Source organism: Streptomyces sp. NPDC018833 (genome assembly GCF_044390825.1).
In the GTDB taxonomy this organism is placed as follows: Bacteria; Actinomycetota; Actinomycetes; order Streptomycetales; family Streptomycetaceae; genus Streptomyces.
The window spans coordinates 302501-318499 of the sequence record NZ_JBIRZM010000003.1; the positions used below are offsets into that span (position 1 = coordinate 302501).

Sequence of the window (15999 nt, forward strand, 5' to 3'; positions counted from 1 at the left end):
GACACTCGTCGTACGTTCACGGTTCCGCGCACGTACCGGTATACGCATGGCGCATGGCAATGACTCATGAAGGAGGCACGGTGGCGGGCGAGTCCCCCGACAGGTCGGAGCAGCGGAAGTCGTCGGGGGAGACGACGGGGAGCGAACGCGACCCCCGGCTCGCCGTGTTCCGCGAGGGTTCTCCGGGGTCTTCCGGCTCTCCGGGTGCTCCGGGTGCCCTGGGTGCTCCGGAGCCGTCCACATCGGCTCCTGAGCCGCCCCTGAGCGAGCGGACGGCGGTCTTCCGGACGCCGGCCCCACGGGGGGCGGCGGCGGCCGGGACGGCGGTGGAGGACACCGCGGGGTCGTCGGCGGAGTCCGCGAAGGCGGCCGAGCCGGCTGAGTCGGACGGCGCGGGTACGGTCGAGGACGGAACTGGCGATCCCTCAGCCGTGCGGCCGGAGGCGCTCGCGGAGCCGGGCGACGCGGATGTCGTCAAGGACGCGTCCGACGGGGCTTCGGGCTCGGCCACGGCCGCGCGGACGGCGGAGCCCGCCGCTGAGGACGCGGGCGACGCCCGGGGCGGGTCCGAGCGGGCGTCGGCCCTCGGGGCGGAGCCGGGCGACGCGGACGGGGCCGACGAGGCCACTGCCGGGAACGCCGCCGACGGCGGGGCTGCGGCCGAGGGGCCCGACGATGCGGGCGCAGCCCGTGACTCCGCCGATGATGCGTCGGCGGCTTCGTCGGCGGCTTCGGAGACCAAGACGGATGGCGCGGAGGAGGCCGAGGAGGGCCTCGCCACGGCGGACCGGGCGGAGGCGGCGGATACCTCCACGAGCGACTCGGGCGACGACGGGGACTCGGCGGCCGCCGACGGTGCCGCCCTGGCCTCCGAGCCGCCTCTGAGCGAGCGGACGGCGGTCTTCCGGGCGCTGCCCGGACGGGGAGCGCCCGCGGCGGGCTCGGACGGCCCGGCGGCCGGTGCCGACGACGCCGCGTCAGGCGGCACCGACGCGCGCCTGCGCGCGGCCGTGGCCGCGTGGGTCGACGAGACGGACGGCGAGACGGACGGCAACACGGACGCCACGACGGACGGCAACACGGACGCCACGAGGGACGACGAGACGGACGGCAACACGGACGGCAACACGGACGGCAACACGGGCGCCACGACGGGCGGCGAGACAGACGACAACACGGGCGGCGAGACGGACGCCACGACGGACAGCGAGAGCGACGCGGAGCCTGACGCCGACGTCTCCGCGTCCCAGAAAGCTTCCACGGAGGCCGCTGAGGCCGCCGACTCCCGCGGCCCCGCCTCTGCGAACGCGAAGGCAAAGGAGCATGCGAAGGCGAGCGCCGGCGAGAGCGGCGACGACAGCCCCGCGAAGCGCCCCGCCGTCGACCAGCCCACCACCATGCTCAAGGCGCTGCGCCGTCCTGCCGCCGACCAGCCCACGACCGCGCTCAAGCTGCCTCCGGTGCCCAAGCCCGCGACCGAGTCGGAGCGCGAGGCCGCGCCCGGCGCCAGGCGTTCGAGCACCTTCGTGCCGCTGCGACGCGACGACGCGCGACCCCTCGCTTCCGAGAAGCCGCAGGCCAAGGCCCCGGCCGCGGAATCCGCCTCGGATGTCTCGCCCGCGCTGCCCGCCGAACCCCCCGCGTCGCTCACCGAGGCGGAGCGGACCAAGCAGCAGCCGCTGCCGCCGCTGCCGCCGCTGGACCTGCTCGCCGAGCTGACGAACAGCCCGCCGCCTCCGGAGACCCCCGTCCGTACGGTTGTGCGGCGCGTCAAGATCTGGACCCCGCTGGTCCTGCTCCTGTTGATCGTCTTTGCGGTCGTGCAGATGATCCGTCCGCTCCCGGACCCTGAGCTGGCGCTGACCGCCGACCCGGAGGTCACCTTCGAGGGGGGCAGGCCGACGCTGCCGTGGCCGGGCGAGGGCCAGGGGCAGATCGCGGTGTCCGGGCTGGGTGTCGTGGGCCAGTTCGGCGAGGAGAAGCCCGTGCCGATCGCCAGCGTGACCAAGACGATGACCGCGTACATCATCATGCGCGACCACCCCTTCAAGCGGGGTGAGGACGGCGCCTCCATCCGCGTCGACGCCCTGGCCGAAAAGGAGGGCGGTTACGACCAGACCAACGGCGAGTCGACCCTCAACACCATCAAGGAGGGCGACACGATCTCCGAGCGTGACGCCCTCAGCGCGATCATGATCCCGTCGGCCAACAACGTCGCACGGCTGCTCGCCCGCTGGGACGCCGGTTCCGAGAAGGCGTTCGTCGAGAAGATGAACGACACCGCCAAGGAACTCGGCATGACGAACACGACGTACACCGACCCCTCGGGCCTGAACGCCAGCACCGTCTCCACCGCCGCCGACCAGGTGAAGCTGGGGCAGGCCCTGGTGAAGAACAAGGCCATGGTGGACATCACCCGCCAGCAGGAGTGGTACGACCCGTCCGGCAAGCGGCACAGCAACTACAACACGCTGATGCCCGGCAACGGCGCGATCGGCATCAAGACCGGCTCCACCACCAAGGCCGGCGGCAATCTCCTCTTCGCCGCGTACAAGGACATCGGCGGTACGACGCAGACGATCGTCGGCGCGGTCCTCGGGCAGCACAAGCCGTCCATCCTCGAGACGGTCAACGCCGTCAGCGAGCAGGTGCTCGTCGCGACCCGCGAGACGCTGAAGGCGAAGACCGTCGTCAAGAAGGGCGACGTCGTCGGTCACGTCGACGACGGCGTCGGCGGCCTCACCCCGGTCGTGGCCACCAAGGACATGACGGTCGTCGGCTGGTCGGGCCTGAAGGTCGAGCTCGGTATCACCGAGGGCGGCAAGAAGCTGCCGCATACGGCGAAGGCGGGCACAGTCGTCGGCAGCCTCACCGCCGGCTCCGGCGCGGGCACGATCAGTGTGCCGGTCGCACTCCAAAAGGACCTCGTGGAACCGGGCTTCGGCGACAAGCTGACCCGTATCGCGTAGGGGCATTCCGGCACACGTTGGCGTCCCGGGCCACTGGGACGCCAACGTGTTAGCGTCCCCGGGCAACTCAAGGGCGAGGGGACGGCGTCCTTCCCTTACGTAGGGTCCGTACGACGGTCCGTGCAACAACCCTCACGGACGCCCGGACGGGCGCCCTGACGCCCTTGTGGACGGCACACGACGGAGCCGGCAGGCCCGGGGGACGACGCAGGCAGGGACAGAACGGGGAGAGCGCAGTGACCACCGCTGAGCCGACACGGGTGGACGGCAGCAGCACGCGCACGTCCGACCGGCGTCGCTGGCCGCGAATACAGCCGGCTCAGCAGGTGGATGACAATCAGTCGCACCCGTCTCCCGGCGCCGATCCGCCGACCCCCCTCCGCCGCCTCGCCGCCCTGCTCGCGCGCCACCCCGTCGCCCTCGCCACGGCCCTGGCCGCCCTCGTGCATCTGCTCTGGTTCTTCCTCGTGGCCAACAGCGGCGGCGACATCGCGGCGCAGGACGCCTGGGCCGAGTTCGTCGGCCGGCATCCGGACTCCGCGTACAACCTCGCCTGGTACGGCGGGATGCACCCCGTCTCGTACAGCGTCGTCTCCCCGTACGTGATGTCCGTCCTCGGAGTACGGACGACGATGATCCTCGCGGGGACGGTGTCGGCCGCCCTGACGGCGCTGATGCTCGTGCGGATACGAGCCGTCCGCAACCCGGTGGCGTGCGCGCTGGCCGGGGTGTTCGCGTTCCTGTGCAACGCGCTGTCCGGGCGGGTCACGTTCGGACTCGGCATGATGTTCGCGCTCGGTGCGGTCGGCGCCGTCTTCTGCTGGCCGCCGCGCTGGCGTCACCACCGCTGGGTGAAGGCGGCCGTCGCCGCGCCGCTCGCCGGTCTGGCGACCGCGGCCAGCCCGGTCGCGGGTCTGTTCCTCGGGGTGGTGGCAGCGGCCCTGTTCCTGAACGGCCGCCGCCCTGGCGCCTTCGCGATCGGGCTCACGCCGGTCGCGGTGGTCGCGCTCTCGGCGTGGCTGTTCCCGTTCTCCGGTACGCAGCCGATGTCGCTGCTGTCGACGTCGCTGCCGTTCCTGTTCGGCGTGCTCGTCCTCGTCCTCGTCCCGAAGCAGTGGCGCACGGTCCGCACCGGCGCGGCCGTGTACGCGCTCGGCACGCTGCTGACCTGGCTGGTCGATTCGCAGATCGGGTCGAACGTCTCCCGGCTGCCGATGCTGTTCGCCGGTGTGGTGCTGCTCGCGGCGCTGCCGTACACGGTGCCGCGTTCGCGCAAGTGGTACGCCCTGCTGCTCGCCTTCGCGGGGCTGAACGCGTGGATCGGGTTCAAGGGCATCGACGACATCGTCCGCACGGCGCCGACCGCGTCCTGGAACCGGGAGCTCGCGCCGCTCGTCGACCGGCTGCAGAAGGTGGGCGCGGAGCGCGGCCGGGTCGAGGTCGTCCCGGCGAGCAGCCACCGCGAGGCGTCCGCGCTCGCCCCCTACGTCAACCTCGCCCGCGGCTGGAACCGCCAGGCGGACATGAAACGCAATCCGCTCTTCTACGACGAGGAGAACGTCCTCACCTCCGCGAGCTACCGGACCTGGCTGGACCGTTGGGCCGTGCACTACGTCGTGCTGCCCGAGGGCCGCCCCGACTCCAGCGGTGCGATGCGGGAGGCGGAGCTGGTCAGCGAGGGGCAGCCGTATCTGACGCGGGTGTGGGGCGACGCGAACTGGCAGCTGTTCGCGGTGAAGGACCCGATGCCGATCGCCGACGCGCCGGCGACGGTCGAGCACGCGGGCGCGGGGGAGCTGACGATCCGTGTGCCGTCGGCGGGCCGGGTGCTGATCCGGGTCCCGTACTCGCCGTGGCTCGGCCTCGTCGACCACGAGGGCAGGAGCGTGCGGGGTCCGCAGGAGACGGAGGAATCGAAGCTGCGGGAGACGGGGCCGAAGAGTTTCGACAATCCGCACGGCTGTCTGCTGAAGGCGGAGGAGGACCCGCAGGGCGACGAGTGGACCGAGCTGCTCGCCCCGCGGCCGGGGGTCTACCGGCTCGCCGCGCCCTACCGGATCCCGCGCGGTACGCCCTGCCCCGACGAACTGCGATAGCCGCGCAGCCTTACCCGCGTTAACACTTATGCGCTCCGTCCCGCTCGTGCATAGTGGACGCGCTTTGACATACCGATCGGTCGGTCTACGGGGTTCGGTGCGACATGACGTGCGAAAGATGCGGCGACGACGGCACGCGAACGGGCACGTCGCGGCCTGCGAGAACGGCGCGGCCTGCGAGAACGGCGAGGCGGCTGCTGGGGGTGGTCGCGCTGACAGCGCTGACGCTGATCCTCACGGCGTGCGGCCCCTCCGGCGGTGACACGGAGCCGGTGGGCGCGCGGGCGCCGGGCCCGGACAAGGACCTGGACGAACTCGGCGGCGCGCCGCAGCGGATCGAGCCTTCCGACGTCCCGAACCCTTCCCCTTCCCCGTCCCGCTCCCTTGCGACCCCGAGCCCGAAGCCGCCGGCGCCGTCGAAGCCGCCCGGCTCGAAGAGCCCCTCGTACGCGGCCTGGGCCGGACCCGGCTGCACGGGCGGCGGGCGATACGAGGAAGAAGGCCGCTACAGCGACGGTGACGAGGGCTGGTACACCGTGCGCTCGGGCGGCCACCGGGGCGACGGCTGCGACGGCCGCTTCACGGCCATGCCGATGTCCGGTTCCCCGGTCAAGGACTCGGGGAACACGGCGACCTGGACTTGGTACGTCGGCAGCGGCTACACCAGCTGTTCCGTGGCGGTGGTCGTCCCGGACAGCGACCGGGCACAGGACGTGGCGGGCCGGCCGTCCACATACCTCGTACTGAAGGACCCCGGTGATCAGGGCAGCGCGATCAAGACGTTCGAGATCGACCAGACGTCGCTGCGGGGCAGGGGCGTGGTCATCGAGAGGGTCCCGGTGCACGACCAGCGGCTCACGGTGCAGCTGGTCGACCGAGGCCAGGACTGGGCCAACGGCCGCCGCTCGGCCCACCACGCGGCGGCCCAGATGCGGGCGGAGTGCTGACCAAGGCCGTCAGGACCGGCCTGGTGTGCGGGATGCCGTAGTGGGACGATTGAGGTGATGACCCTGTAAAGGGGGCGACATGTCCGCGATCAAGGAAAGCGTCGACATCGACCGGCGTCCCGAGGATGTCTACTCGTACGTCGTAGACCCCTCCCACCTGCCGGAATGGCAGGAGAGCGCCGTATCCGCGCAGCGGGTCGGCGACGCCCCGATCGGCGTGGGCTCCAAGGTCCAGGTGATCCGTCGGATGGGCCGCCGGGTGTTCCCGATGACCATGGAGATCACGGAGTTCGACCCGCCGAGAAGCTGGCGCCTCCACGGTGTGGACGGCCCGGTCCGGGGCGATGTCCACGGCACGATCGAACCACTCGACGAGGGCAGGCGCTCACGCCTGACGCTCGACCTCGACTTCGAGGCCCACGGGATGGGCAAGGTGCTGGTCCCGCTGGTGGTCCGCCCGTTCGCGCGCAAGGAGATGCCGAAGAACGAGCAGAGGCTCAAGAACCTGCTGGAGCACTCGGCCGGAGTGTGACGCTGTCCTGCCCTCGTAGCTCGTGGGACGCCACCCGTACGCTTTGCGCACATCGGTCGGGCAGAGCGGCCGCCCGGGCCGGAGTAGCCGCCTCGGGTGCCGCCCGACCGCGCCGCTGTCGCTGCGAGCGATGAGGCCGAGCCCGTCAGCAAGAGAGGTGCGTGTGCTGTGCGCCTTCTTCGGGTCACAGCACTGCACCGCTCTGTCAGCACGTGACCGCCGACCGGCCCGGGCAACGATCCGTCAGCCCACCGGGTTCCTGCCCACTGTCCCGCCACGTCAGGCGCGAATCGTGGTGATGAACCGCTCGACCTGGCGCTCCAGATGCGCGTCACCCAGCTCCGGCAGACCAAAGGCGATGGCGACCAGCTCTTCTGCGAGATCGGGGAACAGCTCCCAGGCGGCAGCCTCACTCCCTAGTACGGCGAAGAGCAGGTCACCCTCGTAGTACTTGCCTTCCGCCATCGGATCATCCCGGAGCACCTCCAGTGCCAGCGGAAGAAGGAAGGGCAGCCCGACATTCTGAGTGATCAGCGCGCGGAGATCCTCCACGGTGAGCTCACCGAGCTTCTTGCGCCGCAGGGCGTGCACAGTCCTGACGAGCAGTGTGGTGTTCTCGGGTGGGGCCGGCCAGCGGTCGGCCTCAAGCTCTTCCAGGGAACGGTCACGATGAAGGCGGCAAGGCTAGAGATCTGGACCTGCTGCCGCACCGGATGGGCTGGAGGGTGCAGTTCCCGGCCCGCAGGGCTGCCGAGCACGACGAAGCGTCGCCGCTTGCAAGGATGAGCAGTGGCCGTCACAAGTGGCGGGCGGAGGATCTGCAGAGCTGGCCGTTGTCGTCGCCTCGTCGCCTCGTCGCCTCGCTGCGGAAGCTGGGCCTGGGTCAGGCCATTGTCCCGCCACTTGAGCTGGGCTGTTCCGGTGCCATGTCCTTGATGTCATCGCGCAGCATGCTGTAACGCACGACGTCCCGCCACCGCCCGTTCCGGAACACGGTGCTGCGCAACACCCCTTCGCGGGTGAAACCGCATTTCTCCAGTGCGCGTTGCTCGGCGATGTTCTCCGTCTCGGTGTCCGCCTCAAGCCTGACCACCGGTGTGTGCGCGAACAGGTACCGCGTCAGCAGCCGCTGGGCCCGCGTCCCGATACCGCGGCCCCGGCCTTCTGGCAGCAGTTGAGCTCCGATGTTCCAGTAGTACGAACTCCGCGAGGTCACGATCTTCCGCCATGCCACGAAGCCGAGCCGGTTGGCGCCGGCTGTCACCATCAGCTGGCCGCCCTCATCGCTCAGTAGGCCGTCCTGCGTCCAGCGCCGTCGCCAGCGCCCCGGATCTGACCAGCCCAGCCATTGGAACGGCCCGCTCGCCTCCGGATCTGTCAGGAATCGCTCGAGTACCGGCAGGTCGTCCTCGGTCGCTGGACGCAGTATGACGGGATCATCGTTCATCTCCGTCACCCTAGACCGAGCCGAGATCTTTGGTGACGGCAATGCTGCTCCTGTGCCAACTGCCGGGTGTCTTATGGGAGTCGTGGACCGGTCATCTGCTTGCCGCGTAAATCTCATACACCACCAGGAACAGTCCCTTCCTTCACGGAAACCACTCCCGCTCGCCGGAAGTGGAATCCTCCGGTGTAACTCGAGTTGAGTAGGTAGACGCCGCTGCGCGGCTAGGGAGTCATACATGACACGCGAGAAGCGTTGCAGCCTGCCTCAGGGTTCCGTCGGTTAGAGTTCGACGGCTGTCCGCATCGCGTGCGGAACCGGCGAAACGAGAGAGGGAGACGATGCCGCTCTATCTATCGAGGTTCAGTTATACGCCGGATACCTGGGCCAGGATGATCGGCAACCCAGAGGACCGCAGAAGGGCCGCTCAGTCGTACATCGAGTCCGTCGGCGGGAAACTCCATGGTTTCTGGTACGCCTTCGGAAAGCACGACGGGTACAACCTATGGGAAGCCCCCGACAATGTTTCGATGGCGGCGGTTGCGCTGGCTATTTCGGGCGGCGGTGCGCTGAGTTCGCTGGAAACAACAGTCCTTCTGACGGTTGATGAAACGATGGACGCTCTGCGCAGGGCGGAGGAAGTCCAGTACCAAGTGCCCGGCGCGTAACGGCTCCCGCTCGATCGAGGAGTGTCCCGAGCCCAACCATCCGCTGGTTGTCACTGGTGATGGGCTGCCCTTGTCATGGCCGCCCCTTCGCGCGTCACTCGCGTACGCCCGCCGGCTCGACCGGCTCCGCCGCATCGAGAGCCCGGCCGTGACTACGGCGGAGAGCACCGCCAGGACCGCGCACGCGCCGACCGTGATGCCAAGGGGCTCCCACGGCACCGCGATCGAAGTCCACACCTCGAGGATGCCCAGCGCGGCCCACAGCCCGAGCCGGTTGGACGCGGCGACCAGGGCGCCCAGCACCGTGCCCACCACCACGACCATCAGTGCCTCCGCGGCCACCATGCGCAACACCTGCCAGGTGGTGGCACCGGCGAGCCGCAGCACCGCGAGGTCGCGGACCCGGTCGGAGGTGGCCATCGCCAGGGTGCTGGCGAGCGCGATGCCGGTGTAGAGCAGGGCGATGCCGAGGACGAGCATGAAGCCGATCCGCGTCGTCCCGTTGGTCTTCGGGTAACTGGCCCGCACCCATTCGTCCTTGGTGAATCCCCGGCCGGCGAAACTCGGCCTCCCCCCGGCGGATTGAGACCCACAGGCGCGTCCTGGCGGTCCTGGCCTGCCTGCGCGCCTGAGGGAACAGGTGGCGGTGACTGCCGCTGCCGGTCTGCACCCCGGCCCAGCACACAAGCGGCGGTTACTGCTCGGCGATGAGGCTGGGCAGTTTGCGCATGTCGTGGAAGATGATGGTGTCGGGCCCTTCGAGCCGCTCGGCGCGGGTCAGTCCGCCGACGTAGCCGAAGGCCCGCATCCCGGCGGCGCGTGCCGCCTGGACGCCGGGCCGGCTGTCCTCGACGACCACACATGCCGCGGGTGCGACGCCCATCCGCTGTGCTGCGTGCAGAAACAGGTCTGGAGCCGGCTTGCCGCGGGAAACCTCGGTGGCGCTGAAGATGCGGCCCGCGAACCGTTCGTAGAGGCCGGTGCGTCCGAGGGTGTGCCGCATCTTCTCGTGGGAGCCGCTGGAGGCGACACAGGTCGGCAGGGTGATCGAGTTGAGTGCCTCGGGCAGCCCCTCCACGGGGGACAGCCCAGTGTCCACCGCCTCCCGGTGGAGCTGTTCGAACCGTTCCCACCAGACAGCGGCCGTTTCCTGACCGAGCCGCGCGGTGATCTGCTCACGGATGGAGACACTGGAGCGCCCGATGAACCGATCGATGACCTCTTCCTCGGTCAGCGGCCAGCCAAGTTCCGCTCCCAGGGCGACCTGGACGCGTGCGGCGATGCGCTCGCTGTCGACGAGCACCCCGTCGCAGTCGAATATCACGAGCTCGATCGGCTTGATCATCCCCGTAGCATAGGAGCACCCGGGTCACGCGGCAGCGATTACCTTGCAGGCCCTGGCTGTCGGGCTTCGAAGCGGTCCAGAAACTGCGTTGTGGCCTGCGGCGGAAGGCCGCCTGCGGGCTGGGGCTGCATGACATGGCGTTCGATCCGTCGCTGCTGGCGTATTTCCGCCGCCGTCTGGCCCACTCGGTGCGGCCGAATCGCGTATGCGAGGCCGTGCGCGAGGTGATCGCTGCGAACGTTCTCAAAAACGGTCTACCGGAGCGCGTTGACAGGCACCTGAGGTGCGGTTGACCGCACGCCAGACCTCCACGCGGAGTCGTTCGGGGCGAGGACAGCCCTCGGGCCCAACGGGGGTTTGCCCCATGGTCCCTTTCCGGGACGCGCGATAGCTTCGACGGCGTTGAGCCCAGACGGTTCTGGCCGGCGCTTTCTTCAGACCTGTCTCGGAAAGCTTCCATAACGGGGGGACATTCATGCGTCAGCAGCTTCGCTGCCTCGGGATCTTCGCGACGGTGGGAATCGCAGTCGGCGGATTGGCCGCGTGCGGCTTGGTGAAGGGGGAAACCTTCGAGGACGACAGCGTGCTGCCCGGGAAGATCACGGCGGTACGGCTGGAGAACGGGTCGGGCGGTGTCACCGTGAACGGAACGGAGGGCAACGGAAGAATGTCGCTCCACCGCAAGGTGGAATACAAGGGCGACAAGCCCCAGGGCACCACCCATCGGATCGAGGACGGAGTCCTGGTCCTCGGCGGCTGCGGCAGCCGCTGCTCGGTGACCTACACCGTCGACGTGCCCGCCAACGTCCCAGTGACCGGCACTGTGTCGAGCGGCGCCGTGAGCCTGGCGGAGGTGGGTGCGGTGAAGGTGACCACCAGCTCCGGCCGCATCGAGATGAACGGGGTGTCCGGCCCAGTTGAGGTACGGACTTCCAACGGCCGGATTACCGGGCAGGACATCGAAGGTCGTCGGATCCAGGCAGAGACCTCCAACGGCGCGATCGACCTCAGCGCCGTCACACCCCAGAACGTACAGGCCAAGACGTCCAACGGGGACATCACCCTGACCGTGCCCGATGCCGGCTACAAGGTGACCACCCAGTCGAACAACGGCGACAAGAACATCGACGTGACCAACGATCCGTCTGGTGAGTACCAGCTCGACCTGACCACCAGCAACGGGGACATCGCCGTCAAGAACTCCTGACAGGCAAAGTGTCGGACGAGTGGGCGACCGGAGCCCGACGGCGACGAAGGGACCCTCTCGACGATCCAGCGCAGACCCGGTGGGCCGAGGACGCCTACAAGAGCTTCCTGGAGGACTCGCGGGATGTCAGCAGCATCGCCGAGCACTCTCGTGGTGTGGAACGCGGCAACGGTTCCTCAGGATTCGCCGAGGAGGAAATCGCGTCGGTGAAGAAGCATGTCTTCGACATCGGGCATCCGATCGTCGACCCCGAGACGGACCAGGTCGTCATCCTGAAGTTCGACGCGGATGCCGAGATCGCGGATGCGTGCATCCGACTGAGGTCCGGAAAACGGCCTGCCCGAGGACCACCTCCTGCTCGGGCACGAGATCACCGAGCGCGGCCACCTCCGCGATGATCCCGGTGCCACGTACCAGGAAGACCATCGCTTCCGCCAACAGCAACTACTGCGAGGAAAAGGTACCTTGTGCAAACGGGAAGGCCTGGAAGGGGAGTGGTGATGGCTTCGCTCGTCCATTTTCGCAAGATCGCCGAATGGGGCAATTCGGTCGAGTATGCATTCGGCTTCGATTCGACGGAAACATCTCGCACCCTCGTCATGGATACGGAGAGCCGCCGACCCCGTCCGGCAGACGGCGCAGTGGACTACGCGTTCCTCAAGGCATCGCGCAAGATCAATGCCATGTACGACGAGTTGGCACAGTGGCCGGATCGCGGCATGAGCGCGAGCTGACGGTCACAGCGGTGATGGCCCTGTAAAGGGGGCGACATGTCCGCGATCAAGGGAAGCGTCGACATCGACCGGCGACCCGAGGATGTTTACTCGTACGTCGTAGACCCCTCCCACCTGCCGGAATGGCAGGAGAGTGCCGTATCCGCGCAGCGGGTCGGCGACGCCCCGATCGGCGTGGGCTCCAAGGTCCAGGTGATCCGTCGGATGGGCCGCCGGGTGTTCCCGATGACCATGGAGATCACGGAGTTCGACCCGCCGAGAAGCTGGCGCCTCCACGGTGTGGACGGCCCGGTCCGGGGCGATGTCCACGGCACGATCGAACCACTCGACGAGGGCAGGCGCTCACGCCTGACGCTCGACCTCGACTTCGAGGCCCACGGGATGGGCAAGGTGCTGGTCCCGCTGGTGGTCCGCCCGTTCGCGCGCAAGGAGATGCCGAAGAACGAGCAGAGGCTCAAGAACCTGCTGGAGCACTCGGCCGGAGTGTGACGTCCTTGGGACGGGGACGATTGCGTACGAGCGCTCGGTGAAGCCCACCGCTCCACCGAGCGGTTCACATACGTTCAGCCCCGCACGGCCCACAGATGGCCCAGGACGCTGGTGAATGTGACCGAGATGGCCGCCACCCGGACCTCAGTTCCGGGTGGCTACCGGTGCAGGTGCGGGTCGTGCGGATGAGTGACTGGCTCGGGGTGCTGCCGGCACCATTCCACGAGTCGGTCGGTCAGCCGGTCGAACGGCTGATCGTTGGCGGGAACATCGGGGTCGCTGATCAGCGTCAGGTCGTCGGTGATCTCCTGGGCGGCTGAATCGTCGAATACCTGCGGGTCGCTCAAGGTGCGCTGAAGAAAGAGCACCAGCCGCTCAAAGCCGTCGTCCCAATTGATGTTGCCGTTGCGTCCGGCCTCGTCCCGCAGCTTTTCCACGGCGCGGATCAGTTCGCCCTGAACTGTGTCCGCCTGGCCGCGCTTGGGGACATAGCTCCGCCAGATCCGGCCAGCATCTTCTGCATACTTCACGACGGCGGACTGTACTCGGAGTTCGGCCGGCCGAACTCTGTGGGATGTCTCGTCTGGCATCTGATCGGCAGGCGGAACCTGCCCCACGAGGTCGGTGGAGCCTCAATGACTGAGTCAAGCGTGGCAGCCAGGGTCTAGCGCCAATGCCGGTGATTTAGGTTGTTTTCCGTCGGGTCGGACTGGTCTTGGTCGGCCCGACCAGCGTCACGCGGGGAGTGTCCGGCCGGGGCGGGTTGTGGTGCTCGGCGCGTTTCAGCTTCCAGTTGGACATCTTGCGTTTGATGACGCGGGGGCTGGAGCGCAACCGCCGGGGCGCCAAGAGCCGTTCGCGGATCTCATGCAGGGCCGTGACACCTCGGCATCGACCTCGAAATCGTGCAACGCGACCCCGCCACCCGCGGCTTCCACGTCCAGCCCCGCCGCTGGGTCATCGAACGCACCCTCGGCTGGCTCATGCACCACCGCCGCCTGGCCCGCGACTACGAAACCCACCCACACCGATCAGCCGCCGTGATCCAACTGGACGCCATCAACCTCATGACCCGCCGCCTCACCCACGAAACCACCACCAACTGGCGTGACAGCTAAGCCAAATAAAACAGACAACCGAGAATCAAACGCTCACTAACCTCGATCTTGCATGAGGGTCCGTCAGCTTGCTGACGGACCCTTTCGGCTCGTTCGGGGCGAACTTTCTGCAGGTGGGCAGGTTGGAGGCCCGGCTGTCGCGTCGGGTGGGCGCCGGGTTCCACGGCTCCGGTCGGGCGTACTGATGCTCGTAGGGGCGGGAAGCTGCTGGTCAGCCGGGGGTCGGCAGTGCTGCGAGCTGTTGCAGGGCGTCGGTGATCACGCCGGTCCAGGGCCAGTGCTTGGCGAGGCGGAGGATGCGGCGGCGCCCAGTGGTGACGAGCTGGGCGGCCATGGAGAACAGCCGCAGCCGCAGGCGGCGGGGCTCCCACAGGCGGGCCTGGCCGGTCAGGGCGAGCATCGGCATCCAGGCCAGCAGGTCGAGGGCGATCTGGACGATCTCCAGCCAGATCTGGTTCTGCGCGGCGTCGTGGAGGGGGAGGTTGCGCAGGCCGGTGGCGCGGGCGGCGCGGATGCGGTCCTCGGCGCGGGCCCGCTGGCGGTGGCGCAGTTCGAGGGTGGCGATCGCCTCGCCGGCGGTGTTGGTGGCGAAGCAGGTCAGGCGCATGCCGTCGGTGTCGGTGAAGCGCAACTGGGCGCCGGGGTGCGGCCGTTCCTTCCGCACGATCAGCCGCATGCCCTTGGGCCAGCCCTTGAGGCAGTCGCCGTCGAGTTCGGCGACCCAGGCGCCGTCGCGGATGTCGCCGCCTGGTTCGACGGCTGGCGTCCAGGCCGAGGCCGGGACCTTCAAGACGGCCTGGTGGATGGCGTCGGTGATGGTCATCCCGACCGAGTACGATAGCCACCTTCCACGCTGGGCGAGCCAGGCGACGAACTCATGGGTGCCGCCGCCGGAGTCGGTGCGGATCAGCGTCTGACGACCCCGCCGGAGCCGTTTAGGCAGCTGGGCCAGGGCCAGCCTGGTTGCCTCGATGTGGTCGGCGGCGGTGTTGGAGCCCGCGTTGCCGGGCCGCAGCATGCCCACGACCGGCTCGCCGGACCCACCGCGGCCGTGGTCGACGAACCCCATCAGCGGGTGGTGCCCGAAGGTCTTCTTCCAGGTCGCGGCGGCGTCCTGCTTCTCGGAGTGCGCCAGGACGAGGACGCCGTCGATGTCCACGATCACCTGCCCGCCCGCGTCCGGCGCCGTGTCACCGGCCAACCGCCATACGTGTTCGCGCACTTCGGCACGGGCGGTGCGCAGCGCGGCCAGGACCCGCTGTCCGCCCGCCGCCAGTTTGCCGATCAGGCGGGAGACCGTCAGGTCGGAGGCCACCGGCCCGAACACGGCCGGCTCCGCCCGCAACATGCCCACATCGGCCAGGCAGTCCCCGCCCATCGCCACCGCGAGCGCGACATCCAGCAGGATCTTGCCCGGATCGTGCACCGTCCGCGGCTTGCGCCACGGCACCAGCGCCGCTGATATCGCCGCATCCAGACCGGACTTGCGGACCGTCTCGACCAGCAGCACCGCACCGGCCTGCGAAACCACTCCGCGACCGTCGCCCTCGACGCGGACACGCGGATAGGACCCGATACGCTTCTTCACCTGGAAAGTGCCTCCGACGGTGGCGGGAACAAGGACCTCAGCAATCCTCATTCTCGCTGGTCAGAGGCACTTTCCGCTTTCTTGATCACCAGGCGGACAGCCCGCCTCATGAAAGCGCGAGGCTAAAGCCGTGGAGCCGACCGCCCCACCACTGGGCTACCGTCCAGGGCATCAGGTGTGCTCGCTCTAGCCGCGCGGCCGGCGGAGCCGGGGCCCGGAGCGGGGCGGAGACAGGAGCGTCGGGGCCCGGCGCTGGAGCCGGGGCCGCGCGCGGCGAGCGGAGCGAGCCGCCTTGAACCCGTAGAGAAGGCTTCTACTCACCGCTCCGTCACGGCAAGGGCCAGTTCGAGGGGATCAACCTTCTGAACTGGCCCTTAGTGATGTGCCCCCGGCAGGATTCGAACCTGCGACACCCGCTTTAGGAGCGAGGTGGGGAGGCTTCGGCCGTGACCTGCGGGGATGCCGACTTCGGCGGCTGATGGCTCCTGCCCCCGCTGGTCACCGCAGTTCCTCGTGACTCCCCGCCCGATCTGGCGCAGTTGTGGCACGGGGACCTCTGATCCGAAGCTCTGGCCGGATCGGTCATCAATGGCCATAGTGGCTCAGCCCCGCGGTCTGAGCATCCGCCCGGCCGGCGTTTCTTCTCTGTGACTGGCTTTTGCTGGCTGATCCAGCGCCGCTTTCCCGTCGCCGCTGCCACATCCGTGGCCAGAAGGGGCGCGCCCGGATCTCCGGTACCCCTTCCTCGTTCACTCCGTCTCACCTGTTCCAGCTGTTGGCCGACGTGTGCCGCCAACCTGCGACCAGCAGGCCGCGCGTCGCCGGTAACCGTCGTGTCGTTCAGTGTCAGTGGTAACCGATC

The 15999-nt window shown here is 68.9% G+C and carries 13 protein-coding genes and 2 pseudogenes; 9 read left to right on the top strand and 6 right to left on the bottom strand.

Features of this window, described 5'->3' with window-relative positions; genetic code table 11:
• Positions 1-53 precede the first annotated feature (53 nt).
• The 4 genes from ACH5AF_RS08620 to ACH5AF_RS08635 all read left to right on the top strand — a co-directional run bounded on the left by ACH5AF_RS08620 (position 54) and on the right by ACH5AF_RS08635 (position 6544).
• Positions 54-2969, top strand: coding sequence for a serine hydrolase (locus ACH5AF_RS08620; protein ID WP_398900751.1), 2916 nt, complete (start codon positions 54-56; stop codon positions 2967-2969).
• A 395-nt stretch (positions 2970-3364) separates the two neighbouring features.
• Positions 3365-5065, top strand: coding sequence for an MFS transporter (locus ACH5AF_RS08625; RefSeq protein ID WP_398901013.1), 1701 nt, complete (start codon positions 3365-3367; stop codon positions 5063-5065).
• A 203-nt stretch (positions 5066-5268) separates the two neighbouring features.
• The gene (locus ACH5AF_RS08630; protein WP_398900752.1) at positions 5269-6012 is read left to right on the top strand and encodes an adhesin; all 744 of its coding nucleotides are present in this window, start codon (positions 5269-5271) and stop codon (positions 6010-6012) included.
• Between the two features lie 79 nt (positions 6013-6091).
• Positions 6092-6544, top strand: a complete 453-nt coding sequence (locus ACH5AF_RS08635; protein WP_398900753.1) for an SRPBCC family protein — start codon at positions 6092-6094, stop codon at positions 6542-6544.
• A 279-nt stretch (positions 6545-6823) separates the two neighbouring features.
• Here the strand turns inward: ACH5AF_RS08635 and ACH5AF_RS08640 are convergent, their stop codons facing one another.
• Complete coding sequence (locus ACH5AF_RS08640) at positions 6824-7201, bottom strand: contact-dependent growth inhibition system immunity protein (protein ID WP_398901014.1); 378 nt, start codon at positions 7199-7201, stop codon at positions 6824-6826.
• Between the two features lie 226 nt (positions 7202-7427).
• On the bottom strand, positions 7428-7991 hold the full coding sequence (locus ACH5AF_RS08645; RefSeq protein WP_398900754.1) for a GNAT family N-acetyltransferase: 564 nt from the start codon (positions 7989-7991) through the stop codon (positions 7428-7430).
• A 389-nt stretch (positions 7992-8380) separates the two neighbouring features.
• Between ACH5AF_RS08645 and ACH5AF_RS08650 the strand changes: the two genes are divergently transcribed.
• Entirely contained in the window at positions 8381-8656 is a 276-nt protein-coding gene (locus ACH5AF_RS08650; RefSeq protein WP_398901015.1) for a GYD domain-containing protein, read from the top strand.
• Positions 8657-8851: 195 nt separating this feature from the next.
• Here the strand turns inward: ACH5AF_RS08650 and ACH5AF_RS08655 are convergent.
• Both ACH5AF_RS08655 and ACH5AF_RS08660 read right to left on the bottom strand, forming a co-directional pair.
• Positions 8852-9136, bottom strand: a pseudogene (locus ACH5AF_RS08655) (FtsX-like permease family protein); the annotation flags it as partial.
• Between the two features lie 214 nt (positions 9137-9350).
• Positions 9351-10001: an HAD family hydrolase gene (locus tag ACH5AF_RS08660; RefSeq protein WP_398900755.1), complete on the bottom strand. Its 651-nt coding sequence runs from the start codon at positions 9999-10001 to the stop codon at positions 9351-9353.
• A 475-nt stretch (positions 10002-10476) separates the two neighbouring features.
• Between ACH5AF_RS08660 and ACH5AF_RS08665 the strand changes: the two genes are divergently transcribed.
• From ACH5AF_RS08665 to ACH5AF_RS08675, 3 genes are all read left to right on the top strand, one after another.
• Positions 10477-11208, top strand: a complete 732-nt coding sequence (locus ACH5AF_RS08665) for a DUF4097 family beta strand repeat-containing protein (RefSeq protein WP_398900756.1) — start codon at positions 10477-10479, stop codon at positions 11206-11208.
• 500 nt (positions 11209-11708) lie between these two features.
• Positions 11709-11942: a hypothetical protein gene (locus ACH5AF_RS08670; protein WP_398900757.1), complete on the top strand. Its 234-nt coding sequence runs from the start codon at positions 11709-11711 to the stop codon at positions 11940-11942.
• A gap of 36 nt (positions 11943-11978) precedes the next feature.
• Positions 11979-12431 (top strand): SRPBCC family protein, encoded by a 453-nt coding sequence (locus ACH5AF_RS08675; protein WP_398900758.1) that lies wholly within the window; start codon positions 11979-11981, stop codon positions 12429-12431.
• 158 nt (positions 12432-12589) lie between these two features.
• On the opposite strand, the gene ACH5AF_RS08680 is transcribed toward ACH5AF_RS08675, so the two are convergent.
• Positions 12590-12961: a hypothetical protein gene (locus ACH5AF_RS08680; RefSeq protein WP_398900759.1), complete on the bottom strand. Its 372-nt coding sequence runs from the start codon at positions 12959-12961 to the stop codon at positions 12590-12592.
• A 354-nt stretch (positions 12962-13315) separates the two neighbouring features.
• Here ACH5AF_RS08680 and ACH5AF_RS08685 point away from each other — a divergent pair.
• Positions 13316-13549 (top strand): annotated as a pseudogene (locus tag ACH5AF_RS08685) (IS5/IS1182 family transposase); the annotation flags it as partial.
• Between the two features lie 211 nt (positions 13550-13760).
• On the opposite strand, the gene ACH5AF_RS08690 reads toward ACH5AF_RS08685, so the two are convergent.
• Positions 13761-15137: an IS1380 family transposase gene (locus ACH5AF_RS08690; RefSeq protein ID WP_398900760.1), complete on the bottom strand. Its 1377-nt coding sequence runs from the start codon at positions 15135-15137 to the stop codon at positions 13761-13763.
• Positions 15138-15999 lie beyond the last annotated feature (862 nt).